Source organism: Streptomyces sp. PSU-S4-23 (assembly GCF_055632315.1).
This window is the reverse complement of sequence record NZ_JBVMUU010000002.1, coordinates 475895-499507: the sequence shown is the minus strand read 5'-3', so window position 1 is coordinate 499507 and position 23613 is coordinate 475895. Positions and strand designations below refer to the sequence as shown.

Annotated in this window: 19 protein-coding genes; 12 read left to right on the top strand and 7 right to left on the bottom strand. The window is 72.3% G+C overall.

From position 1 onward, the window contains the following. Positions 1 to 18: 18 nt before the first annotated feature. From ACZ79I_RS03010 to ACZ79I_RS03000, 3 genes are all read left to right on the top strand, one after another. Positions 19 to 1419 (top strand): maltokinase N-terminal cap-like domain-containing protein, encoded by a 1401-nt coding sequence (locus ACZ79I_RS03010; protein ID WP_471493798.1) that lies wholly within the window; start codon positions 19 to 21, stop codon positions 1417 to 1419. After that, positions 1347 to 3656, top strand: a complete 2310-nt coding sequence (gene glgB, locus ACZ79I_RS03005; protein ID WP_471504720.1) for a 1,4-alpha-glucan branching enzyme — start codon at positions 1347 to 1349, stop codon at positions 3654 to 3656. The genes ACZ79I_RS03010 and glgB overlap by 73 nt, the downstream gene beginning before the upstream one ends. Positions 3657 to 3951: 295 nt before the next feature. Continuing rightward, positions 3952 to 4746 carry a SigB/SigF/SigG family RNA polymerase sigma factor gene (locus ACZ79I_RS03000; protein ID WP_471493796.1) on the top strand — a complete coding sequence of 265 codons (795 nt, stop codon included), beginning with the start codon at positions 3952 to 3954 and terminating at the stop codon, positions 4744 to 4746. 234 nt (positions 4747 to 4980) lie between these two features. Here ACZ79I_RS03000 and ACZ79I_RS02995 read toward each other — a convergent pair whose 3' ends face one another. Beyond that, on the bottom strand, positions 4981 to 5337 hold the full coding sequence (locus tag ACZ79I_RS02995; protein WP_471493795.1) for an ANTAR domain-containing protein: 357 nt from the start codon (positions 5335 to 5337) through the stop codon (positions 4981 to 4983). Between the two features lie 131 nt (positions 5338 to 5468). On the opposite strand from ACZ79I_RS02995, the gene ACZ79I_RS02990 reads away from it, so the two are divergent. After that, the gene (locus tag ACZ79I_RS02990; protein WP_471493793.1) at positions 5469 to 6227 is read left to right on the top strand and encodes a UdgX family uracil-DNA binding protein; all 759 of its coding nucleotides are present in this window, start codon (positions 5469 to 5471) and stop codon (positions 6225 to 6227) included. 29 nt (positions 6228 to 6256) lie between these two features. Beyond that, positions 6257 to 7720: an aminotransferase class I/II-fold pyridoxal phosphate-dependent enzyme gene (locus ACZ79I_RS02985; RefSeq protein WP_471493792.1), complete on the top strand. Its 1464-nt coding sequence runs from the start codon at positions 6257 to 6259 to the stop codon at positions 7718 to 7720. A gap of 63 nt (positions 7721 to 7783) precedes the next feature. Here the strand turns inward: ACZ79I_RS02985 and ACZ79I_RS02980 are convergent, their stop codons facing one another. The 6 genes from ACZ79I_RS02980 to rhaI form a co-directional block, all read right to left on the bottom strand. Continuing rightward, a complete protein-coding gene (locus tag ACZ79I_RS02980) occupies positions 7784 to 8431 on the bottom strand; it encodes a LutC/YkgG family protein (RefSeq protein WP_471493790.1) in 648 nt (215 codons plus the stop codon). Beyond that, positions 8428 to 9903, bottom strand: a complete 1476-nt coding sequence (locus tag ACZ79I_RS02975; protein WP_471493788.1) for a LutB/LldF family L-lactate oxidation iron-sulfur protein — start codon at positions 9901 to 9903, stop codon at positions 8428 to 8430. The genes ACZ79I_RS02980 and ACZ79I_RS02975 overlap by 4 nt, the downstream gene beginning before the upstream one ends. A gap of 28 nt (positions 9904 to 9931) precedes the next feature. Next, a complete protein-coding gene (locus ACZ79I_RS02970; protein WP_471493786.1) occupies positions 9932 to 10687 on the bottom strand; it encodes a (Fe-S)-binding protein in 756 nt (251 codons plus the stop codon). 73 nt (positions 10688 to 10760) lie between these two features. Further along, positions 10761 to 12209 (bottom strand): rhamnulokinase, encoded by a 1449-nt coding sequence (locus tag ACZ79I_RS02965; RefSeq protein WP_471493784.1) that lies wholly within the window; start codon positions 12207 to 12209, stop codon positions 10761 to 10763. Beyond that, the gene (locus tag ACZ79I_RS02960) at positions 12206 to 14245 is read right to left on the bottom strand and encodes a bifunctional aldolase/short-chain dehydrogenase (protein ID WP_471493782.1); all 2040 of its coding nucleotides are present in this window, start codon (positions 14243 to 14245) and stop codon (positions 12206 to 12208) included. Before ACZ79I_RS02960 ends, ACZ79I_RS02965 begins: the two co-directional genes overlap by 4 nt. Positions 14246 to 14405: 160 nt before the next feature. Further along, on the bottom strand, positions 14406 to 15566 hold the full coding sequence (gene rhaI, locus ACZ79I_RS02955; RefSeq protein WP_471493780.1) for an L-rhamnose isomerase: 1161 nt from the start codon (positions 15564 to 15566) through the stop codon (positions 14406 to 14408). A 260-nt stretch (positions 15567 to 15826) separates the two neighbouring features. On the opposite strand from rhaI, the gene ACZ79I_RS02950 reads away from it, so the two are divergent. The 7 genes from ACZ79I_RS02950 to ACZ79I_RS02920 all read left to right on the top strand — a co-directional run bounded on the left by ACZ79I_RS02950 (position 15827) and on the right by ACZ79I_RS02920 (position 23489). After that, complete coding sequence (locus tag ACZ79I_RS02950) at positions 15827 to 17344, top strand: sugar ABC transporter ATP-binding protein (RefSeq protein WP_471493778.1); 1518 nt, start codon at positions 15827 to 15829, stop codon at positions 17342 to 17344. A gap of 120 nt (positions 17345 to 17464) precedes the next feature. Next, positions 17465 to 18505: an ABC transporter permease gene (locus ACZ79I_RS02945; RefSeq protein ID WP_471493776.1), complete on the top strand. Its 1041-nt coding sequence runs from the start codon at positions 17465 to 17467 to the stop codon at positions 18503 to 18505. Next, positions 18498 to 19505 carry an ABC transporter permease gene (locus ACZ79I_RS02940; RefSeq protein WP_471493774.1) on the top strand — a complete coding sequence of 336 codons (1008 nt, stop codon included), beginning with the start codon at positions 18498 to 18500 and terminating at the stop codon, positions 19503 to 19505. The genes ACZ79I_RS02945 and ACZ79I_RS02940 overlap by 8 nt, the downstream gene beginning before the upstream one ends. Positions 19506 to 19518: 13 nt before the next feature. Beyond that, positions 19519 to 20607 carry a rhamnose ABC transporter substrate-binding protein gene (rhaS, locus tag ACZ79I_RS02935; protein WP_471493772.1) on the top strand — a complete coding sequence of 363 codons (1089 nt, stop codon included), beginning with the start codon at positions 19519 to 19521 and terminating at the stop codon, positions 20605 to 20607. A gap of 17 nt (positions 20608 to 20624) precedes the next feature. Further along, a complete protein-coding gene (locus ACZ79I_RS02930) occupies positions 20625 to 20945 on the top strand; it encodes an L-rhamnose mutarotase (protein ID WP_471493770.1) in 321 nt (106 codons plus the stop codon). 24 nt (positions 20946 to 20969) lie between these two features. Next, on the top strand, positions 20970 to 22388 hold the full coding sequence (locus tag ACZ79I_RS02925) for a BNR repeat-containing protein (RefSeq protein WP_471493768.1): 1419 nt from the start codon (positions 20970 to 20972) through the stop codon (positions 22386 to 22388). A 75-nt stretch (positions 22389 to 22463) separates the two neighbouring features. Next, positions 22464 to 23489: a LacI family DNA-binding transcriptional regulator gene (locus ACZ79I_RS02920; protein WP_471493767.1), complete on the top strand. Its 1026-nt coding sequence runs from the start codon at positions 22464 to 22466 to the stop codon at positions 23487 to 23489. Positions 23490 to 23613 lie beyond the last annotated feature (124 nt).

Below are 23613 nucleotides of genomic sequence, written 5' to 3'. Positions count from 1 at the left end.
GTGAAAGGACGCGACGTCATGCCGAAGACCGAGACCGCAACGCTCCGCCCGTACAGCCTCGGCTCCGCCTCGCTGCTGAGCTCGCTCTCCGGTCTGCTGCGCGAGTGGCTGCCCCGCCAGCGCTGGTTCGCCGGCAAGGGACGTCCGGTCGCGGAACTGGCGCTGCTGTCGGTGACCGAGCTGCACCCCGGCTGTCTGCACCTGCTGGTCCGCGCCGACTGCGGCGAGCTGCCCGCGATCCGCGGCCCGGGTGCCGCCCCCGGCCACGACTGCTACCAGCTCTTCCTGGGCACGGGCGAGTCGCTGTCACCGAGGCTCTCCCCGGCCGTCCTGGGACGCGCGAGCGAGGGCCCGCTGGCCGGGCTGCTGGTGTACGACGCGCTGCAGGACCCGCGGTCGGCCTCCCTGCTGCTGGAGCGGCTGCGGACGCCGGGCACCACGGGGGCCCTCCGCTTCGAACGCGACGGCCGGGTGACCATCCCCGCCGGACTCGCACCGCGCCTGCTCGAAGCCGAGCAGTCCAACTCCTCGCTGGTGTACGGAGACGCGTACATCCTGAAGGTCTTCCGGCGGGTACGGCCCGGCATCAACCCGGATCTCGAGGTGCCCCGGGCCCTCGCCCCGCGGGGCTGCACCCGGGTCCTCGCACCCGTCGCCTGGTTCCGCACCTCCAGCCCGTGGGCCGCGACGCTGGGCGTGCTCCAGCCGTTCCTGCACGGTGCCGCGGACGGGTGGACACAGGCACTCGCCGCTCTCGCGTCCGGGCGGGAGTTCACCGACGAGGCGTACGAACTCGGCCAGGCCACGGCCGAGGTACACCTGGCACTCGCCGCCGCGTTCCCCGTGGTGTCCCAGGGCGCGCCCGAGAGCGGGCGGCTCGCGGCCGGCATGGCCGAGCGCCTGCGGGACGCCATCCGCGCCGTACCGGAACTCCTGCCCCACGCGTCCGGGCTGCGCTCCGCCTTCACCGAGCTGGCCGCGCTCGACGCGACCCGGCCCGCACAGCGCATCCACGGCGATCTCCACCTGGGGCAGTGCCTGCGCTCGCCGTCCGGATCGTGGTCGCTGATCGACTTCGAGGGCGAACCGGCCCGCCCGCTGCCCGAGCGGCGCCGTCCCCAGTCCCCGGTGCGGGACGTGGCGGGCATGCTGCGCTCGTTCGACTACGCCGCCCACGCCCGGCGGCCGTGGCGTCCCGAGTGGGCACGGCGCTGCCGCTCGGCGTACTGCGCGGGCTACGCCGCCGAGGCGGGCTGGGACCCGAGGGCGGAGGCCGCACCGCTGCGCGCGTACGAAACGGACCGCGCGGTGTACGAGGTCCTCTACGAGGCCCGGCACCGGCCCGACTGGCTGCCGGTGCCGATGGCGGCGGTCACACGCCTCGCCGAACGCCCGGGCCCGAGGAGGCTGACGCCGTGAGCACCACCACCACCACGACCCAGGCGCCCCTGTCGTCGCCGCGGTTGGGCACGCCGAGACCCGCGCCGGTGCCGCCCGGGGACCGTGAGCGGCTGCTGTCGGGCACCCATCACGACCCGCACGCGGTGCTGGGCGCCCATCCCGTGCCCGGTGGGGTGGCCTTCCGCGCGCTGCGCCCCTGCGCGCTGTCGGTCACCGTCGTCATGGGCGACGCCTGGGCGGAACTGTACGACGACGGGGACGGTTTCTTCTCGGGCCTGCTGCCGCTGCGCGACGTCCCGGAGTACCGGCTGCTGGTCGCGTACGAGGGCGCCGTGACGGAGACCGAGGACCCGTACCGTTTCCTGCCCGCGCTCGGCGAGCTCGACCTGCACCTGATCGGCGAGGGGCGGCACGAGCGGCTGTGGACGGCGCTCGGCGCCCGTGTGATGACCCATGCCGGCGTCCGCGGCACCCGCTTCACGGTCTGGGCGCCGAACGCGCGAGGGGTGAGGGTCTGCGGGGACTTCTGCCACTGGGACGGCAGGGCGTATCCGATGCGGTCGCTCGGCGCGACCGGCGTGTGGGAGCTGTTCGTGCCCGGGGCCGGACCCGGGACGGTCTACAAGTTCGAGATCACCCGTCCCGACGGCACGCACACCGTCCGCGCGGATCCGATGGCCCGCCGTACCGAGGTCCCGCCGGCGACCGCGTCGATCGTGACCGAGTCGTCGTACGAGTGGCACGACGAGGAGTGGCTCGCGCACCGCGGGGACACCCCCGCGCACGAGGCGCCGTTCTCGGTGTACGAGGTGCACCTGCCCTCCTGGCGACCCGGACTGACCTACCGCCGGCTGGCCGAGCAGCTGCCCGCCTACGTCCGCGACCTGGGCTTCACCCACGTGGAGCTGATGCCGGTCGCCGAGCACCCCTTCGGCGGCTCCTGGGGCTACCAGGTCACCGGCTTCTACGCGCCCACCGCCCGCCTGGGCACCCCCGACGACTTCAGGTACCTCGTCGACGCCCTGCACCGGGCCGGCATCGGCGTGCTGATGGACTGGGTGCCGGCCCACTTCCCGCGCGACGCGTGGGCGCTGGCGGAGTTCGACGGCCGCCCCCTGTACGAGCACGCGGACCCGCAGCGCGCCGCGCACCCCGACTGGGGAACGCTGGAGTTCGACTTCGGGCGGCGCGAGGTGCGCAACTTCCTCGTCGCCAACGCCGTGTACTGGTGCGAGGAGTTCCACATCGACGGTCTGCGGGTGGACGCGGTGGCCTCCATGCTCTACCTCGACTACTCGCGCGAGCCGGGCCAGTGGCGCCCCAACGACCGCGGAGGGAACGACGATCCGGACGCCGTGGCGTTCCTGCAGGAGATGAACGCCACCGTCTACCGCCGCTGCCCCGGGGTGGTCACGATCGCCGAGGAGTCCACGGCGTGGGACGGCGTCACCCGGTCCACCGATCACCGCGGTCTCGGGTTCGGCCTGAAGTGGAACATGGGCTGGATGCACGACTCGCTGGTCTACATGTCCAAGGATCCCGTGCACCGCAGGTACCACCACGACGAGATGACGTTCTCGATGGTGTACGCCTACAGCGAGAACTACGTCCTGCCCGTCTCCCACGACGAGGTCGTCCACGGCAAACGCTCCCTCGTCTCCAAGATGCCCGGCGACTGGTGGCAGCAACGCGCCAACCACCGCGCCTACCTCGGCTACATGTGGGCCCACCCCGGCAAACAACTCCTCTTCATGGGCCAGGAGTTCGCCCAGGGAGCCGAATGGTCCGAAGCCCACGGACCCGACTGGTGGCTGCTGGACCCCGCCTACCCCGCCGCACCCGACCACTGCCGCGTGCGCGACCTCGTCCGCGACCTGAACACCGTCTACCGCCACACCCCCGCCCTGTGGCAACGCGACACCCACCCCTCCGGCTTCCACTGGGTGGTCACCGACGCCGCCGACGACAACGTCCTCGCCTTCCTGCGCCTCGACGCCCACGGCACCCCCCTGCTGGCCGTCTGCCACTTCTCCCCGGTCGTCCGCGACGACTACCGCCTCGGCGTCCCCGACGACGTCCCCGCCTGGCACGAGGTCCTCAACACCGACAGCGCCGCCTACGGCGGCAGCGACGTCCACAACCCCGACCCCCTCAAACCCGAACCCACCCCCTGGCACGGCCACCCGGCAAGCATCCGCCTCACCCTGCCCCCACTCGCCACCCTCTGGCTCCGCCCGGCACCCGGCCCGGACTGAGAGGCGATTTCCCGAATTCTTTCACCGCGGGGAATTCCCTGCCGATTTCCCGGCCTTTCGGATGCGGGCTCAGATGCGCACCGCGTCACTTTTCGAAAACACCTGGCCGCTCCGGGTCACTTTGCGTCTCGAATTGTTTGTCCGTGCGCAATGCGGGAAAATGAGAGTCCAGTGCTTCGGACAGGAGGCACCTCTGTGGGAGCTGGCCCACCAGACCCGGGGTGTGTCCCGCGCGTTCCGTGAGTGCGCCCTCCCATGGTGACTGTCTCGTCGGCCCCTTGAGGGAGTAAGCACCATGCGCATCACGGCGAAAGCAAAGCAGCACCCGCACGACGACGCCCCCGACACGGCAGCGGCGTTCGCACGGCTGTGCGATCTGTCCGACGGCCCCGAGCGGCAGGCGCTGCGCGACGAGATCGTCCGGTCATGGCTCCCCATGGCCGAGCGCATCGCCCGGCGATACCGCGGCCGCGGTGAGGCCGTCGAGGATCTGAGCCAGGTGGCGGCACTGGGCCTGGTCAAGGCGGTCGACCGCTACGACCCCGCCCGCGGCTACGCCTTCGAAAGCTACGCCATCCCCACCATCACCGGTGAGATCAAGCGGCACTTCCGCGATCACATGTGGGTTCTGCATGTGCCCCGCCGCGTCCAGGACCTGCGCAATCGTGTGCGGTCGGCCGTCAAGGACATCGCGCAGGACACCCCGGGGCACGGCCCCACCGTCGCCGAGATCGCCGAGCGCACCCACCTCAGCGAGGACGACGTCCGGGTGGGCCTGGAGGCCATGGACAGCTTCACCGCCCTGTCCCTGGACGCGGAGGTGGCCGGCAGCAACGACGGCTACGCACTCGGTGACGCCCTCGGCGAGGCCGACACCGGCTACGACCTGATCGTCGACCGTGAAGCCGTCAAGCCCTGCCTGCGGTCCCTGCCCGAACGGGAGCGCACCATTCTCTACCTGCGGTACTTCCGCGGCATGACCCAGAGCCGCATCGCCAGTCAGCTCGGCATCTCGCAGATGCATGTGTCACGCCTGCTCAGCGGCTGCTGCGCACGCCTGCGCGAGGAGGCGCTCTCCGATGTCGCATGAGCACTGAGGATGCCGCATGCGGCCGCCCGGGCCTCTCTTCGACCGGACGGCCGTATGCGGCGGGCTCACTGCCGAACCCTCCCGGGAACGGTTGGGCGAGTGGGCCGACCCTTTCCGGACTATCCACGAGAGGGTGTTTGAAACGCTCCGTCAGGCACGGCAACGAGGCCGGGCGAACGGGCCCTTGGTTCCGGCCGCCCCTTTGCCGGTTTCCGGCCCCCGAGCCGGCGAAGGTCACCGGGGCGGCGGATTCTCCGGAAGCCGGGTGGGCCCGTAGCGGTCCAGCGTGTCCTCCAGGAGGACACGGACGTACTCCGGCAGTTCCCCCTCGCGGCCCCAGACGACGATCATCTCCGCGACGTTGCGCAGCTTGATGTTCGCGTGCTGGGAGACCTCCCGGAGCACCGTCCAGCCCTGGTCGGGCGTCACGTGCCCGAGCGCGACGAGTATCCCGATCGCCTGGTCGACGACCGCGTGCGAGGTGACCGCCTCCTTGAGCTGGTCGACCTCCTCCTCCAGCTGGAAGATCCGCTCCGCTTCGGGGGCGGCGGCGTCCGGCATGTGCTTTCCCGGACGGGCTCTCGAGGTCATCGTCCCCTCCGGGGGTGACGTGGCGTTCGCCGGTGTCGGGCCTTTTCCTCCATCGTCGTCGTTGCCCCAGGTGTGTGCGAGCCGGAGGGAGGGGTACCCAACGCACAGCGCGCTCCGGAGGTGACACAGCGATGAGCGGTTCCGCCGACGACGCCCGGGCGAGCGCGTACGACGCCACCCCGTTCCTGCCGCGCGGTGGCGGCCTCGCGGCCTACCGGCGCGCGGCCGCGGAGTGCCACGGCTGCCCCCTGTACGAGAACGCCACACAGACCGTGTTCGGCCGGGGCGACACCTCGGCACGGGTCGTGCTGGTGGGGGAACAGCCCGGCGACCAGGAGGACCGGCGGGGCGAGCCCTTCGTCGGCCCGGCCGGCCGCGTCCTCGACGAGGCGCTCGCGCAGGCCGGGGTCGACCGGGGCACGGCGTATGTCACCAACGCCGTCAAACACTTCAAGTACAGCGTTCCCGGACGCGGCAAACGACGCATCCACAAGGCGCCCAGCCTGCGCGAGACGACCGCCTGCCGGCCCTGGCTGCGTGCCGAGCTGGACCTGATCCGGCCGGAGGTGGTCGTGGCCCTGGGCGCGACCGCGGCCAAGGCACTGCTGGGCAGCTCGTTCCGGGTGACCAGGGACCGGGGAAGCCTGCTGACGCTGCCGGACACCCCGGACGAGCAGTACGTCGTCGCCACCGTGCACCCCTCCGCGGTGCTGCGCGCCGACGACCGGGACGCGGCGTACGAGGGACTCGTGTCGGACCTGAGGGTGGTCGCGCGGGCGCTGGACGGGCGGGCGGAGGACGACGGGGGCGGCGCGGGCGACCCGGTCACTCCGAGCCTCCACGCGAACCGGAAGGCCGCCGGGAGACAGCCCTCCGACGGCGCCTCCTGACCGACCGCTCGACGAAAGGGGCCACATCCGTGGACCACACCGAGGCGCCCGTGCTCGACGCCCTGCGGGCCTACCACGAGCGCGGCGAACTCGCCTTCACCCCGCCCGGGCACAAGCAGGGGCGCGGCGCCCCCCCGGAGGCCAGGGAGATCCTCGGCGACGCCGTCTACCACTCCGACCTGCTGGTGTCCGGCGGCCTCGACGACCGCCGCATGAAGGGCGAGGTGCTGGTGCGGGCCGAGCGGCTGATGGCCGACGCCGTCCATGCCGAGCACACCTTCTTCACCACCTGCGGCAGCTCGCTGTCCGTGAAGGCGGCGATGCTCGCCGTGGCAGGCCCCCACGAGCCCCTGGTCATCGGGCGTGACGCCCACAAGTCGGTGGCCGCCGGGCTGATCCTGGCGGGGATCGAACCCGTCTGGGCCGATCCGCAGTGGGACGAGGAACGGCGTTTCGCCCACCCCCCGTCCCCGGAGGCGTTCGCGGAGGCGCTCGACCGGCACCCCGGAGCACGGGGCGCGCTGGTCACCAGCCCCACCCCGTACGGCGGCACCGCCGATCTGGCCGCGATCGCCGAGATCTGCCACGCGAGGGGCGTGCCGCTCGTCGTCGACGAGGCATGGGGCGCCCACCTGCCCTTCCACGCCGACCTGCCCTCATGGGCCATGGACGCGGGCGCGGACGTCTGTGTGACCAGCATCCACAAGATGGGCAGCGGCCTCGAACAGGGTTCCGTCTTCCATCTCCAGGGGCCGCTCGTCGAGCCTTCGGCGCTGAAGTCGCGGGCCGACCTCTTCGGCACGACCAGTCCCTCCGCCCTGATCTTCGCGGCGCTCGACGCCTGGCGCCGCCAGATGGTCCTGCACGGCAAGGACCTGCTGGACGAGGCCCTGCGGCTGGCCGCCCGGGTCCGTTCCGCCATCGAGGAGATCCCGGGTCTGCACGTCCTCGGCCGCGACGACCTGGTGGGGCCCCGGCTGGCCGCCGACCACGACCCCCTGCCCGTCGTCATCGACGTCAGCGGCCTCGGCACCAGCGGCTACCGCGCCGCCGACTGGCTGCGGGCCGAGCACCACATCGACATGCACCTCGCCGATCACCGCCGCGTCCAGGCCCAGCTCACCTATGCCGACTCGGCCGGGACGACGGGGCCCCTGCTCGCCGCGCTGCGGGAACTCGCCCGGCATGCCGACGAGTTGGCGGCCGACCTGCCCCCCGTCGAGGTACCGGCGGGAGCGGCCATGCGGCTGCCGCAGGTGTGCTCGCCCCGCGAGGCGTACTTCGGCCCCAAGGAGCCGCTCCCGTTGGAACGCGCCGACGGCAGGATCTGCGCCGAGATGATCACACCGTACCCGCCGGGCATCCCGGCCGTCCTGCCCGGCGAACGGCTCACCGAACCGGTGCTGCGCTACCTGCGCACCGGCCTCGACGCGGGCATGAACCTCCCCGACGCCACCGACCCCGGGCTGCGCACGATCGTCGTCCGCCGCTGAGCCCTCCGCTTCGGCCGCGCGGTCCGCGGGCCGCCGTCCGGCACTCCGGGAACCGTGCGCCCGTCACTCCTCGCTCACCAGCACGACCTCCAGGGTGCGCGGACCGTGCACCCCCTCGACCCGGTCCAGTTCGATGTCGCTCGTCGCGGACGGGCCGGAGATCCACGTCAGCGGGCGTGTCGGCGCCAGCCGCCCCAGGGCCTCCGGTACGGAGGCGACGACCTGGCCGGGGACGCGGACGACACAGATGTGGTGGTCGGGCACGAGGGTGATCCGGCGGCGGCCCTGATCGGGGCCGCCGTCCAGCACGATGGTGCCGGTCTCGGCGATCGCGACCGCGCAGCCGGTGACCACGCTCTCCACCGTGTCCAGGTCGCGTGGCGTGCTCGCCGCACGGTCGTGGACACGGGTGGGGTCGGCGGCCGACATCCACTCCGGCGGGAGGCCCGGAGGCACGAGCACATGCCGGGACCCGCGCTCGGCGAGCAGCCGCCCGATCACATACGGCAGTTCCGCCGCGGCCGTACGGTGCACGACCGCCCGGTAGTCCGCCAGGTTCTCCGCGAGCAGATCCACCGTCTCCTCGGCCGAGCGCTCCTCGTGTCGCCGTAGATAGTCCCGGGAAACGGCCTGCTCGTACGGCGTGTCGTCCTTCGGTACGTCCGCCAGCGCACGCCGCACCCGGTTCAGGACCAGCTCCCTGCTGTTCACTTCGTCTCCTCCCCGCCGCGCGTGCGCTGCCACCAGTCGCGGAACGGTTCCGCGGGCAGCCGCGGCAGGTCACGGCTCGCGCTCCACGCCCTGCCCGGGCCGGGCAGGCTCCGGGGGTGGAGGCGGCGCGACCACGACGCCAGCCGCTGGCCGGTGCGCAACGCCCCAGGGCGCCCGAACGCCCAGCGTGCCGCCCGCATCGCCGCGCGTTCGGCGGCATGCCCCTTCGCGGGCTTGAGGACCACCGTGCTGCCGGCCCGCGTCGCCGGCCCGCCCTCCGCGACCCGCTCCCGCAGGTGCACCAGGACCTCGGGGATGTCGATGGCGACCGGGCACACCTCGTAACAGGCGCCGCACAGCGAGGACGCGTACGGCAGCGAGGCGTCGATCTCGCTCTGCGTGCCCCGCAGTTGCGGGCTGAGGATCGCGCCGATCGGGCCCGGGTAGACCGAGCCGTAGGCATGGCCGCCCGCCCGCTCGTAGACCGGGCAGACATTGAGACACGCCGAGCAGCGGATGCAGCGCAGCGCCTGGCGGCCGACCTGGTCGGCCAGTGTGTCGGTGCGTCCGTTGTCGAGCAGCACCAGGTGGAAGATCCGGGGCCCGTCCTCGTCGGTGGTGCCGGTCCACATCGACGTGTACGGGTTCATGCGCTCCGCGGTCGAGGAACGGGGCAGTGTCTGCAGGAACACCTCCAGGTCCCGCCAGGCCGGCACGATCTTCTCGATGCCGACGACCGAGATCAGCGTCTCGGGAAGGGTCAGGCACATCCGCCCGTTGCCCTCCGACTCGACCACCACCAGCGTGCCGGTCTCGGCGACCATGAAGTTCGCCCCGGAGATCCCGACCTTCGCGCGCAGGAACTTCTCGCGCAGGTGCAGCCGGGCGGCCTCGGCGAGTTCGGCGGGCGTGTCGGTCAGCCCCTCGGGGGCGGGGCGGCCCCACCGGCCCATCTGAGAGCGGAAGATGTCCCGGATCTCGCCGCGGTTGCGGTGGATCGCCGGGACCAGGATGTGCGAGGGCCGGTCCTCGCCCAACTGCACGATCAGCTCGGCGAGATCGGTCTCGTACGCCCGGATGCCCTCTGCCTCCAGCGCCTCGTTGAGGCCGATCTCCTGCGTGGCCATGGACTTGACCTTGACGACCTCCGACTCCCCGGTGGCCTTGACCAGGCCGGCGACGATCCGGTTCGCCTCGTCCGCGTCGGCGGCCCAGTGGACGACGCCGCCCGCCGCGGTGACCGCCTCCTCCAACTGCGCCAGGTAGCGGTCGAGGTGACGGAGCGTGTGGTCCTTGATCTGCCGGCCCGCCTCCCGCAGTGCCGCCCAGTCGGACACCTCGGCGACGGCCTTGGCGCGCTTGGCGCGGATGGTGTGGGTGGCGTGGCGCAGGTTCCCGCGCAGGGTCCGGTTGCCCACCGCCTCGTGCGCCGCCCGAGGGAACGCCGGCATCCCGACGAACGTCCCGCTCATGTGCCCGGTCCCTTCACCACGACGACGCTCATACCAGCGGCTCCTCTTCCGTGCTCGCCAGGATCTCCGCGATGTGCACCGGCCGGATGCCGACCCTCAGCCGTGCCATCGTGCCGCCGATGTGCATCAGACAGGAGTTGTCGCCGGCGCACAGCACCTCGGCCCCCGTCGACTCGGCGTTGCGTACCTTGTCGGCGCCCATGGCCGCCGAGACGTCCGGGTTCTTCAGGGCGAAGGTGCCGCCGAAGCCGCAGCACTCCTCGGCGCCCGGCAGCTCCGCCAGCTCCAGTCCCCTGACGGCCCGCAGCAGCCGCAGGGGACGGTCACCGAGGCCCAGTCCCCGCAGGCCGTGGCACGTGGGGTGGTAGGTCACCCGGTGCGGGTAGTGGGCGCCCACGTCCGTCACGCCGAGCACGTCCACGAGGAACTCCGTGAGCTCGTACGTCTTGGGGACCACGGGGGCCAGGGTGGCCGCGAGGGTGTCTCCGCGCCCCTCGGCCCGCGCCCGCTCGCCCAGCCGCGGATACAGCTCCCGCACCATCGCCCCGCAGGAGCCGGACGGCGTCACGATGGCCTCGTAGCCGCGGAACACCTCGGAGAACCTCACCGCGAGCGGCTCCGCCTGGTGCCGGTAGCCCGTGTTGTAGTGGGCCTGCCCGCAGCATGTCTGCGCCATCGGGAAGTCGACCTCGACGCCCAGTCTGGTCAGCAGTTTCACCACGGCGCGCCCCGTGTCCGGATAGAGCGTGTCGTTGACACAGGTCAGGAACAGGGCGACACGCATCGCGGCTCCTTGTTGATCGATCATCGGACGGGTGCAGGGTAACGGGGGGATCCGGCCCCCGGGGGGCACGGGGTCACGGCGGGGTGAGCCGGGACTCGGCGTCGCGCCACGGCGCGGTGTCGCCCCGTGGCTCGTAGCGGGTGAGCGGCTGGGTGCGGGCCACCAGGCGCCGCATCGCGGCCCGGTCGGCGACGAGCCCGTGGGCCCGCGCCTGGACGAGGACGTTCCCGAGGGCCGCCGCCTCCGCCGGGCCGGCCACGACCGGCAGCCCGCAGGCGTCGGCGGTCAGTTGGCACAGGAGGGAGTTGCGGGTGCCGCCGCCGACGATGTGCACCACGTCGACGGGGCGGCTTGCGAGCCGCTGGGCCTGCGAGAGGGCCCTGCGGTGGGCGAGGGCGAGCGAGTCGAGGATGCAGCGGGTGACCTCGGCGGGGGAGTCCGGCACCGGCTGGCCCGACACCCGGCACGCCTCGGCGATGCGCGCCGGCATCCGCCCGGGCGCCAGGAACGCCGTGTCACCCGCGTCGACCACCGACCGCAGCCCCGGCACCTCGGCGGCCGCGGCCAGCAGGGCCGGCAGATCCGGGTCGCCCCACTCCCGCAGGCACTCCTGCAGCAGCCACAGCCCCATGATGTTGCGCAGGTAGCGGACCGTGCCGTCCAGTCCCAGCTCGTTGGTGAAGTTGGCGGCGCGGCTCGCGTCGGTCAGCACGGGAGCCGGCAGTTCCAGGCCCGCCAGGGACCAGGTGCCGGTGCAGATGTAGGCGAACCGCTCCCCGGTGGCCGGTACGGCGGCCACCGCGGAGGCCGTGTCGTGGGAGGCGACCGTGGTCACCGGGACGGGCCCGGTCAGCCCGGTCTCCTCCAGGACCTCCGGCCGCAGCACGCCCGCGGGATCGCCGGGCCGGCGCAGCGGCGCGAACAGGCCCAGATCGATGCCCAGCCGGCTCGCCACCTCGTGCGACCAGCCGCGTGTGCGGGGGTCGACGAGCTGGGTGGTGGACGCGTTGGTCAGCTCGGTGCCCTGCTCGCCCGTCAGCCAGTACGTCAGCAGGTCCGGGATCAGCAGCAGGCGCTCGGCCCGCGCGAACTCCGCGGAGGAACGGGCCGCGACCAGCTGGTACAGCGTGTTGAAGGGCGCGTACTGCAGGCCCGTGGCCGCGTACAGCTCCTCGGGCGGGACACTCGCCCACACCTTCTCCGCGACACCCTCGGTGCGGGCGTCGCGGTAGTGCACGGGATTGCCCAGCAGGGCGCCGTCCGCGTCCAGCAGTCCGTGGTCCACGGCCCAGCTGTCCAGGCCGACCGAGTCGACCGGGCCCGCCGCGCGCAGCCCGTCGAGGACGCCCGCGTACAGGGAGAGGATGTCCCAGCGCAGCCCCTCCGGAACCCGCACGGCCCGGTTCGGGAACCGGTGCGCCTCGGTCAGCTCCAGGACGCCCGGGCCCACGCGGCCGACCATGACGCGCCCGCTGGACGCGCCGAGATCGACCGCGGCGTACGACCTCGTCGCGGCGCTCATCGCAGGAACGCGGCCGCCACACCCGCGTCGACCGGGATGTGCAGTCCGGTGGTGTGGGTCAGGTCCCCGCCGGTCAGCGCGAAGACGGCGTTGGCGACGTGCTCGGGCAGCACCTCCCGCTTGAGCAGGGTCCGCTGGGCGTAGAACTCGCCGAGCTCCTCCTCCGCCACGCCGTACACGGCGGCCCGCTGCGCGCCCCAGCCGCTCGCGAAGATGCCGGAGCCGCGCACCACGCCGTCCGGGTTGACGCCGTTGACGCGGATGCCGTGCTCGCCGAGCTCGGCGGCCAGCAGCCGCACCTGGTGCGCCTGGTCGGCCTTGGTCGCCGAGTAGGCGATGTTGTTCGGGCCGGCGAAGACCGCGTTCTTGGAGGCGATGTAGACGATGTCGCCGCCCAGCCCCTGCGCGGTCATCACCCGGGCCGCCTCGCGCGAGACGAGGAAGGAGCCCCGGGCCATGATGTCGTGCTGGAGGTCCCAGTCCTCCGCCGAGGTCTCCAGCAGCGGTCTGGAGAGGGAGATGCCCGCGTTGTTGACCACGAGGTCGACCCCGCCGAAGGCCAGCACGGCGGCATCGAACGCCGCGGCGATCTGCTCCTCGGAGGTGACGTCCACGGTCACGGCGACGGCCCGGTCCGCGCCGCCCAGCTCCTCGGCGACCCGGCCGGCGCTCTCCGCGTCGAGGTCCGCCACCACCACGCACGCCCCCTCGGCCGCCAGCCGGTGGGCGATCGCCCGTCCGATCCCGCTGCCCGCCCCCGTCACCAGCGCCACCCGGGTGGCGAGCGCCCTGGGCTTCGGCATCCGCCGGAGCTTGGCCTCCTCCAGCGCCCAGTACTCGATGCGGAACTTCTCCGACTCCTCGATCGGCGCGTAGGCCGACACGGCCTCCGCGCCGCGCATCACGTTGACGGCGTTGACGTAGAACTCGCCGGCCACCCGGGCGGTCTGCTTGTCCTTGCCGAAGGAGAACATGCCGACGCCGGGAACGAGCACGATCGCCGGGTCGGCGCCGCGCATCGCGGGGGAGCCGGGCAGCGCGTGCCGCTCGTAGTAGGCGGCGTACTCCTCCCGGTACACGGCGTGCAGCTCCTTCAGCCGGGCGATCGCCTCCTCCGGCGGCGCGGACGGCGGCAGGTCGAGGACGAGCGGCCTGACCTTGGTGCGCAGGAAGTGGTCCGGACACGAGGTGCCCAGTGCGGCCAGCCGTGGATGGGCGGCGCGGGCGAGGAAGTCGAGGACGACGTCGGAGTCCGTGAAGTGGCCGACCTGCGCCCTGTCCTGGGAGGCGAGGGCGCGGACGTGCGGCGCCAGGGCCGCGGCCCGCTTGCGCCGCTCGGCCTCGGGCAGCGCCGCGTAGCCGTCGATCGGCGGCCCGAACGGCTCCGGCCTGCCGCGCTCGGCGAGGAACGCCTCGGCGGTGCGGATGATGTGCAGCGAGTTGCGCTCGCACTCCTCGGCCGTGCTCCCCCAGGCGGTGATGCCGTGCCCGCCGAGGATGCAGCCGACGGCCTGCGGGTTGGCCTCCCTGACGGCCGCGATGTCCAGGCCGAGCTGGAAACCGGGCCGCCGCCACGGCACCCACACCACCGTGTCGCCGAAGCACTCGGCGGTCAGCTTCTCACCGTCGGCGGCGCAGGCGAGCGCGATGCCGGAGTCGGGGTGGAGGTGGTCGACATGGGCCGCGTCCACCAGACCGTGCATGGCCGTGTCGATGGAGGGAGCGGCACCGCCCTTGCCGTGCAGGCAGTAGTCGAACGCGGCGACCATCTCGTCCTCGCGCTCGACACCCGGATAGACGTCCGTGAGGGCCCGCAGCCGGTCCAGCCGCAGCACGGCCAGCCCCGCCTCCGCCAGGGTGCCGAGGTCGCCGCCGGACCCCTTCACCCACATCAGTTCGACATCGCCGCCGGTCACCGGATCGGTGGCGGTGCCCTTCGCGGAGGCGTTGCCGCCGGCGTAGTTGGTGTTGCGGGGGTCGGCGCCGAGCCGATGGGAGCGGGCGAGGAGGGCGGCGGCTTCGGGGTGGGGTGCCATGGGGTGCCAGTCCTTTGCGAAGAGGGGGTACGGAGGGCGCCCGAGGGGCGCGGGGCTGTGGGGCGCGGGCGGTCCGAGGGGCTCCGCCGCGCGGGCGCGACCGGTCACGTCCGGCCGGGGGAGCTGCCGCCGGCCCGGCCCGGCGCACGCGTCGCGGGGGTCACGCCCCCCAGCCGGCCTGCTGTCCGCCGACCCGCTCCGCGGCGATCTTCTCGGCCCAGCCGGAGCGGCCGTAGGCGGCGAGGGGGTCGGGGTCCAGCCCCATTTCCCCGCGCACCTCGGCCAGCAGGGGGCGTACGTCGGTGTTGTAGGCGTCCATGAGGACGGCGTTGGCGCCGAGGACGTCACCGCGGCGCTGTGCCGCCGTCAGGGCCTCGCGGTCCACGAGCAGGGCCTTGGCCGTCGCCTCCTGCACGTTCATCACCGAGCGGATGATCGCCGGGATCTTGGCCTCGATGTTGTGGCACTGGTCGAGCATGAAGGCGACACCGGGGCCGAACCCTCCGCCGCGGACCACCTCGTGCATGATGCGGAAGAGCTGGAAGGGGTCGGCGGCGCCGACCATGAGGTCGTCGTCGGCGTAGAAGCGGGAGTTGAAGTCGAAGCCGCCGAGCCTGCCCTCCCGCAGCAGCGTGGCGACGATGAACTCGATGTTGGTGCCGGGGGCGTGGTGTCCGGTGTCGACGACGACCCGGGCCTTGTCACCGAGCTTCAGGCAGTGGGCGTAGGCGGTGCCCCAGTCGGGGACGTCGGTGGTGTAGAAGGCCGGCTCGAAGAGCTTGTACTCCAGCAGCATCCGCTGCCCCTCGCCCAGCCGCTCGTACACGGTGGCCAGGCCCTCGGCCAGGCGGTCCTGGCGGGCGCGGATGTCGTCCTGCCCCGGGTAGTTGGTGCCGTCGGCGAACCACAGCTTCAGATCCCGCGAGCCCGTCGCGTCCATGATGTCCACGCACTCGAGGAGATGGTCGAGGGCCTTGCGGCGCACCGCGGCGTCCGGGTGGCAGATGCTGCCGAGCCGGTAGTCGTCGTCCTGGAAGGTGTTGGAGTTGATCGCGCCCAGCGTCAGGCCGTGCTCCGCCGCGTAGGCGGCGAGGGCCCCGTAGTCGTCGACCCTGTCCCAGGGGATGTGCAGCGCCACCGTCGGCGCGACCCCCGTGAACTCGTGCACCTTCGCGGCGTCCTGCAACTTCTCCCGGGGGTCGCGGGGCACCCCGGGCTGCGTGAACACCTTGAACCGCGTGCCCGAGTTCCCGTACGCCCATGACGGCGTCTCGACGGCCTGCGTCTTCAGGGCGGCCTTCACCGCGGCGAGCTCGGACACTTCGGGACTCCTGTGGCGTCGGTGGCAACGAACTTCATGAAACGATTCAGGAAGGGAAGCTATGAGCCCCCTCCGGGGGTGTCAAGCCCTCCGGCGCGGACCGCCCCCTGTGACTCCGCCGTGACCTTTGACGACCGAGACTTTTTCGATGTGACCCCATTGACGCGGCGTGGCTGGCGCACCTAACGTCCCGGCAACCAAGTTGAAACCTTTCATGACGCCGGGAGGGCAGCCCCCGCCGGCGTCGTCGAGGAGCCCCCATGACCCACCCGTCCGACACGGATCCGGCCCCGGTGCTGGCGCTCAGGGACATCTCCAAGTCCTTCGGCGCGGTGCGCGCCCTGCGGGACGTGTCCCTGGACCTGTTCCCCGGCGAGGTCCACGCCCTCGCCGGCGAGAACGGTGCGGGCAAGTCGACCCTCATCAAGACGCTCGCCGGTGTGCACCGACCGGACGCCGGTCACCTGCTGCTCGACGGCCGGCCCACGGTCTTCCACGGCCCGGCCGACGCACGCGACGCCGGTATCGCCGTGATCTACCAGGAACCGACCCTCTTCCCCGACCTGTCGATCGCCGAGAACATCTTCATGGGCCGCCGGCCGCGGCGCGCTCTCGGCCGTATCGACCACAAGGCCACCCGTGCGGCGACCGCGGCCCTCATGGGGCGCCTCGGCGTCGACCTCGACCCGGAGCGCCCCGCGCGCGGCCTGTCCATCGCCGACCAGCAGATCGTCGAGATCGCCAAGGCGCTCTCCTTCGACGCCCGCGTCCTGATCATGGACGAGCCGACCGCGGCCCTGACCGGCAGCGAGGTGGCGCGGCTCTTCGCCGTCGTACGCACCCTGCGCGAACAGGGCGCCGCGGTGCTCTTCATCTCCCACCGGCTGGAGGAGATCTTCGAGATCTGCCAGCGGGTCACCACCCTGCGCGACGGCGCCCGGATCTCCAGCGAGCCGGTGGAGGGCATGACGGAGGACGATCTCGTGCGCCGCATGGTGGGACGCGATCTCGACGAGCTGTATCCCAAGCAGCAGGTGACGCCGGGCAAGGTGGCGCTGAGCGTACGGCGGCTGACCCGCGAGGGCGTGTTCACGGACGTGTCGTTCGACGTGCGGCGCGGCGAGATCGTCGGCCTCGCCGGGCTGGTGGGCGCCGGGCGCACGGAGGTGGCGCGGACCGTCTTCGGCGTGGACCGCTGGGACGCGGGCGAGGTCGAGGTCGACGGCAGGGCGCTGACCAACGGGGTGCCCTCCACCGCCATGGCCGCCGGCCTCGCCCTGGTCCCCGAGGACCGGCGCGCCCAGGGCCTGGTGATGAACATGTCCATCGAACGGAACATCGGACTGACCGGGCTGCGGACGACGGCCAGGGCCGGGCTCATGGACCGCGGCGCCGAACGCAGCCGCTCACTCGACTGGGCCGTCAGGCTCCAGGTGAAGTACGCCCGGATCGCGGACGCCGTCTCCACCCTGTCCGGCGGCAACCAGCAGAAGGTCGTCCTCGCCAAATGGCTGGCCACCGGACCGAAGGTGCTGATCGTGGACGAGCCGACCCGCGGCATCGACGTCGGAACCAAGGCCGAGGTGCACCGGCTGCTCAGCGAGCTGGCCGCCGACGGGGTGGCCGTCCTGATGATCTCCTCCGACCTGCCCGAGATCCTCGGTATGGCCGACCGCGTCCTCGTCATGCACGAGGGCCGGCTCACCGCCGAGATCCCGCGCTCCGAAGCCACCGAGGAAGCCGTGATGGCCGCAGCCACCGGGAGGGCCGCCGCATGACGACGACAGCCTTCGGGAGGGCAGCGTGAGCGACGCACGTGCGGCCGCCGGGCCGCAGACGAGCACGATGCCCGCACCTCTGTGCCGCGCGGGCGCAGAAGCGAACGGAAGGACAGGGGCATGACGGTGACCGCGACCGACCCCGCCGCCACCGCCGACGTGCCCAGGTCCAGCGGCACCCGGCTGGCCGACCGGGTCTTCAAGATGCGCGAACTCGCCATCCTGGCCGTCTTCCTGGTGATGATCGTCATCACCCAGCTGGGCAACAGCGAGTTCCTCTCCGAGCAGGGCGTCAAGGACCTGCTGCTGAACGCCACGATCCTGGTCCTGGTCGCCACCGGCCAGTCCCTGGTCGTGATCACCCGCAACGTCGACCTCTCGGTCGGCTCGACCCTCGGCATCAGCGCCTTCGCGGCCGGCACCTATCTGCACGGCGGTGGGAACCCGGTGGTCGCGCTGGGGCTGGCGATCCTGCTCGGCGTCGGCTTCGGCCTGCTGAACGGGCTCCTCGTCAGCCTCGGTCAGGTGCCGGCCCTCGTCGTCACCCTGGGCACCCTCTACATCATCCGCGGCATCGACTCCATCTGGGTGGGATCCCGCCAGATCACGGCGGCCGACCTGCCCGGCGGATTCGTGGACTTCGGTTCCGGCGGCCTCTCGGCCGTCCCCTGGCTGGCGCTCATCGCCCTGGCGGTCCTGGTCGCCACCGCGTACTACCTCAAGCACTTCGGCAGCGGGCGCGAGCTGTACGCGCTCGGCTCCAACCCCGAGGCGGCGCGGCTGGCCGGCATCCCGGTGCGCAGGCGGATCCTGACCGCGTACACCTTCTGCGGCGCCCTCGCCGGACTCGCGGGCGCGCTGTACCTGGCCCGGTTCGGCAACGTCGACTCGGGCACCGGCAGCGGCTATGAACTCACCGTCGTCAGCGCGGTCGTCGTCGGCGGCGTCGTCTTCACCGGCGGCTCCGGCAGCGTCTACGGCGCGGCCCTCGGCGCCCTGCTGCTGACCTCCGTCAACAGCGTGCTGCCCGCCCTCGGCGTCAGCTCCGTCTGGGTGCTCGCCATCAACGGCGTCCTGCTCCTGCTCGCCATCGCGGTCGACCGGATCGTCGCCCTGCGCGTGGCCCTGGCCCTGAAGAAGAGGAACGCCCGCCATGTCTGACCCGTTGACGCGCGCGATCCGCTGGGACACGGTCGTCGGCGCGCTCCTCCTCGTCCTCCTGCTGCTGTCGTTCGGTCTCGTGGACGGCTTCGGCAACGCCCTCAACCTGTCGTTCCTGATCGGCAACACACTGCCGATCGCCCTGATCGCCCTGCCGATGACCCTCCTCGTGGTGGCGGGCGAGATCGACCTCTCCGTCGCCTCCACCGCCGGCCTGTCGGGCGCGGTGATGGGCAGGCTGTGGAACGAGGGCATGGCCATCGAGGCGATCATCCCGCTGTGCCTGCTCCTTGGCGTGGTGTGCGGACTGGTCAACGGCCTGCTGGTGACCCGCCTCGGGCTGCCGTCCCTCGCGGTCACCATCGGCACCCTCGCCGCCTACCGCGGCATCGCACAGATCGTCCTCGGCTCGGACGCCGTGACCGACTTCCCCACGCAGTACCTGGACTTCGCGGCCGGGCGCATCGGGAACAGCTTCGTGCCGCAGGCGCTCCCGCCCTTCCTGGTCCTGCTCGCGATCGCCGCGGTCGTCCTGCACGCCACCCCGTTCGGCCGGTCGCTGTTCGCGGTCGGCGCCAGCGAGGAGGCCGCGCGGTTCGCCGGCATCCGGGTCAGGCGGGCCAAGCTGCTCCTGTTCACCACCACCGGCCTCATGGCCTCGCTCACCGGCGTCTTCTGGGCGCTGCACTACGCCAGCGCCCGCTACGACAACGCCACCGGCCTCGAACTCTCCGTCGTCGCCGCCGTACTGCTCGGCGGCATCGACTTCGACGGCGGCAGGGGCACGCTCGGCGGCGCCGTCGCGGGAGTGTTCCTGCTGGGCGCGCTGCAGAACGTGATGAGCCTGCTCAACGTCTCCGCCCAGTCGCAGATCGTCGTCACCGGCGTGCTGCTCGTCGTCTCCGTGCTCGGCCCCCGGGTCGCGCGCCGGATCTCCGTCGCGAGGGCGGGCCGCAGGGCCGCCTCGACGCCGACCTCCTCACTCCGCTCACCCTCGTAAAGGACCCTCCCACATGCGCAAGTCATCGATCCGCCGTGCCTGCGCGGCCGTCGCCGCCGTCGCCTCCCTCGCGCTCGCCGCCACCGCCTGCGGCGGCACCACCAAGAACGACGTCAAGGACTCCAGCGGCGGCGGCCAGGCCGCCTCGGCCGGCAAGGCGAACCCGGGCGCCGCACTCAAGAAGGGCCTGACCGTCGGCTTCCTGCCCAAGCAGGTCAACAACCCCTACTTCACCTCCGCCGACAAGGGCGGCCAGAAGGCCCTCACCGAGCTGGGCTCCACGTACAAGGAGGTCGGCCCGAGCAGCGCCACCGACACCAGCAGCCAGGTCAGCTACGTCAACACGCTCACCCAGCAGCAGGTGGACGCCATGGCGGTGTCCGCGCAGGACCCGGGCGCCCTGTGCACCGCGCTCAAGCAGGCCATGAGCAACGGGATCAAGGTCGTCACCTACGACTCCGACACCAAGCCCGACTGCCGGGGCGCCTTCGTCTCGCAGGCGAGCGCCGAGGACCTGGGCCGCACCGAGGTGCAGCTGCTCGCGCAGCAGATCGGCTACAAGGGCGAGATCGCGATCCTGTCCGCCGCCCAGACCGCGACGAACCAGAACACCTGGATCGGCTACATGAAGGAGGAGCTGAAGGACCCCAAGTACAAGGACGTCAAGCTGGTCAAGATCGCCTACGGCAACGACGACGCCCAGCAGTCCTTCCAGCAGACCCAGGGCCTCCTCCAGGAACACCCGAACCTGAAGGGGATCATCTCCCCGACCACCGTGGGCATCAAGGCGGCCGCCCAGTACCTGTCCGGCTCCAAGTACAAGGGCAAGGTCAAGCTGACCGGCCTCGGCACCCCCAACGACATGCGCAAGTACGTCAAGAACGGCACCGTCGAGGCGTTCGAGCTGTGGGACCCGGCCAGGCTCGGCGAGCTGGCCGCCCGCACCGCCGTCGCCATGGTGTCCGGACAGATCACCGGCAAGGAGGGCGAGACCTTCAAGGCCGGCGGCATGGGGACCTTCACCATCGGCAAGGACGGTGTGATCAGCCTCGGCAAGCCGACCGTCTTCGACGGCAAGAACATCGACCAGTTCAACTTCTAGCCGGCGGGGGGCTGTTGATGCAGCGCGTGTGCTTCCTGCTGAAGGTCCGGGCCGACCGTCTCGACGACTACCGCGCGCGCCACGCCGCGGTATGGCCCGAGATGCGCGAGGCGCTCTCGGCGACCGGCTGGCACAACTACTCGCTCTTCCTGCGCGAGGACGGCCTGCTGGTCGGCTACCTGGAGACCGAGGACTTCGCCGCGGCCCTGGCCGGCATGGAGGCCACCGACGTCAACGCCCGCTGGCAGGCCGAGATGGCGCCGTTCTTCGAATCGCTGGACGGCGCCCGGCCCGACGAGGCCATGAAGCCCCTCACCGAAGTGTTCCACCTCGCCTGACACCATGATCCCGCAGGAGCTGACATGAGACGACGCACCGTGCCGGCGACCGCTCCGCCGGCCGCGGTGGCGGACCCGGGGACCGCGACGGCGGCCGCTCCCGGTCCCTCGGTCACCATGACCGGCACCGGCCTGCTCGACGACCGGGCCCTCTACTTCGTGTCGTACGAGGGCCTGGTCAACAACAACGCGTTCCAGAAGAACGGCCTGCTGACCTACCAGGGGCACCAGTACGCGGCCTGGTACACCGCGACCCGCCACGCGGTCGTCGCACGCCGCGCGCTCGGCGCGACCACATGGTCGACGGTGACCCTCGCGCACACCCTCAAGGCCGACGACTCGCACAACGTCATCTCCCTGGGCGTGTCGCGGGCCGACGGCCGGCTCCACCTCGTCATGGACGCGCACAGCGACGGGTACTTCTACGTGAAGTCGGTGGCGGGGCTGCTCGACACCCCCGCCTCCACGGCCTGGACCCCGTCCGTCCTGGGCCCCGTGCGGACGACGCTCGACGGCCTCGCCCTGACGTCGCAGTTCACCTATCCGCAGTTCGTCGCGACCCCGGAGGGCAGGCTCCAGCTCAGCTACCGCGCCGGCGTCTCCGGGAACGGGCGCAACGCCCTCGCGGAGTACGACGGCACGTCCTGGACCGCGCTGGGGGAGTGGACGAGCTCGACCGGCACCTACACCAGCTCGCACGGGTCCAGCTCCGCCCGCAACATGTACCTGCACGGCATCGACTACGACGTGAACGGCCGCCTGCACGCCTTCTTCACCTGGCGCGAGCGGTCGGCGTCCGTCATGTGCGACGGTGGCGGCATCACCAACCACGACACCGGCTACGTGTACTCGGCCGACCGCGGCCGCACCTGGCGCAACGACGCGGGCACGGTCGTCGGCACCACCGGGGGTTCCGGCGCCGTCCCGGTCACCGGCCCCGGGCTCGTGGTGGACCCGCTGAACCCGGACCACTCCCTGATGAACCAGGAGAGCCAGTCCACCGACTCCGCCGGCCTGCCGCACGCGATCATCAGCTACGTGCCCCGCCGCTTCGGCCGGTGCACCACGGACTACGTCGCCGACCGCACCGCCCACGGCCGCGCCTTCCACCTCCGCAAGGACTCCTCCGGAACCTGGCGGAAGACCGAGATCCCCATCCCCCTGAACTCCAGCCAGCGGACCAAACTGGTCCTGGACGCGTACGACAACGCGTACGCGATCCTCCCGTTCGGCCGCGTCGCCGGCGCCTCGAAGGCATCCGGCCACACCGACTGGAGTGTCCTGTACGACGGCGGCGGCCTCAACGCCTTCGGCGAGGCCGTCGTCGACGAGACGCGTATCGCCCAGGACGGTGTCCTGTCGTTCATGTACCAGGAGAAATCCACCGGTACCACGCCCTCCGCGCTCCACGTCGTGGACTTCGCGCTGCCTTCCCGACCATGACCGGAACGGGGACGGCGTGCCGGTAGTGTGAAGGCCCGCCCGCCGCCCCTCGCAATCCCTGGAGGTCCCCGCCAGATGGCCCAGTCGGTGGGTATCAAGGACGTCGCCCGTGCCGCCGGAGTCTCCGTGGGCACGGTCTCGAACGTCATCAACCGCCCCGAGACGGTCGCGTCCGGGACGCGCGCCCGCGTGCTGTCCGCGATAGACCGGCTCGGCTATGTCCGCAGCGAGTCGGCGCGGCAGCTGCGGGCCGGCCGCAGCCGGATCATGGGCCTGCTCGTCCTCGACATGGGCAACCCGTTCTTCGTGGACGTCGCCCGCGGGGCCGAGCGGGCCGCCCGCGAGGCCGGGCTCGGCGTGATGGTCTGCAACAGCGCGCAGAGCCCCGCCGAAGAGGCCGAGTACCTGGCGCTCTTCGCCGAGCAGCGGGTACGCGGCGTGCTGCTGACGCCCGCCGACGCGACCGGCCGCAACATCGAGGCGTTCCGCCGCCACGGCATCCCCTTCGTGCTCGTCGACCGGGTGGCCGAGGGCACCACCGAGTGCTCGGTCTCCGTCGACGACGTGACGGGCGGCGCGCTGGCCGTCCGGCACCTGGTCGACGCGGGGCACCGCTCCCTCGCCTATGTCAGCGGGCCGCCCGGACTCAACCAGGTCAGGGACCGCCGCACGGGCGCCCTGAACGCGCTGGCCGAGGCCGGGCTCGGCCCCGAGGCGCTGCGGGAACTGCCCACCGAGCGCCTCGACGTCGCCGCGGGCCGGGACGCCGGCGCCCGGCTCCTCGGGCTCGCCGACCGTCCGACCGCCGTGTTCTGCGCCAACGACCTGCTCGCCCTCGGCGTCCTGCAGGCCGTGTACGCGGCCGGGGTGAGCGTCCCCGACGACCTCGCCATCGTCGGCTACGACGACATCGAGTTCGCCGCGGCGGCCGCCGTGCCGCTCACCTCGGTTCGGCAGCCCGCCGTCACCATGGGAGCGCTCGCCGCGGAACTCCTGCTGGAGGAGACGGAGGCGGAGACCGGAGCGCGCCGCCACGAGCACCGAAGGGTCGTGCTGCAGCCGGAACTGGTGGTGCGCCGCTCCAGCCTCGCGGCGCGCTGAGCCCGGCCGAGCCGCTGGTAGCGGCCGGCCCGGGGTCCGGGCGACGAACCGTCCGGGCGGCCCGGCGGCGGCGATTTCTTGATCCTCGTGCGCCGCCGCCCGGCAATCGTGTGCTGAACTGGGA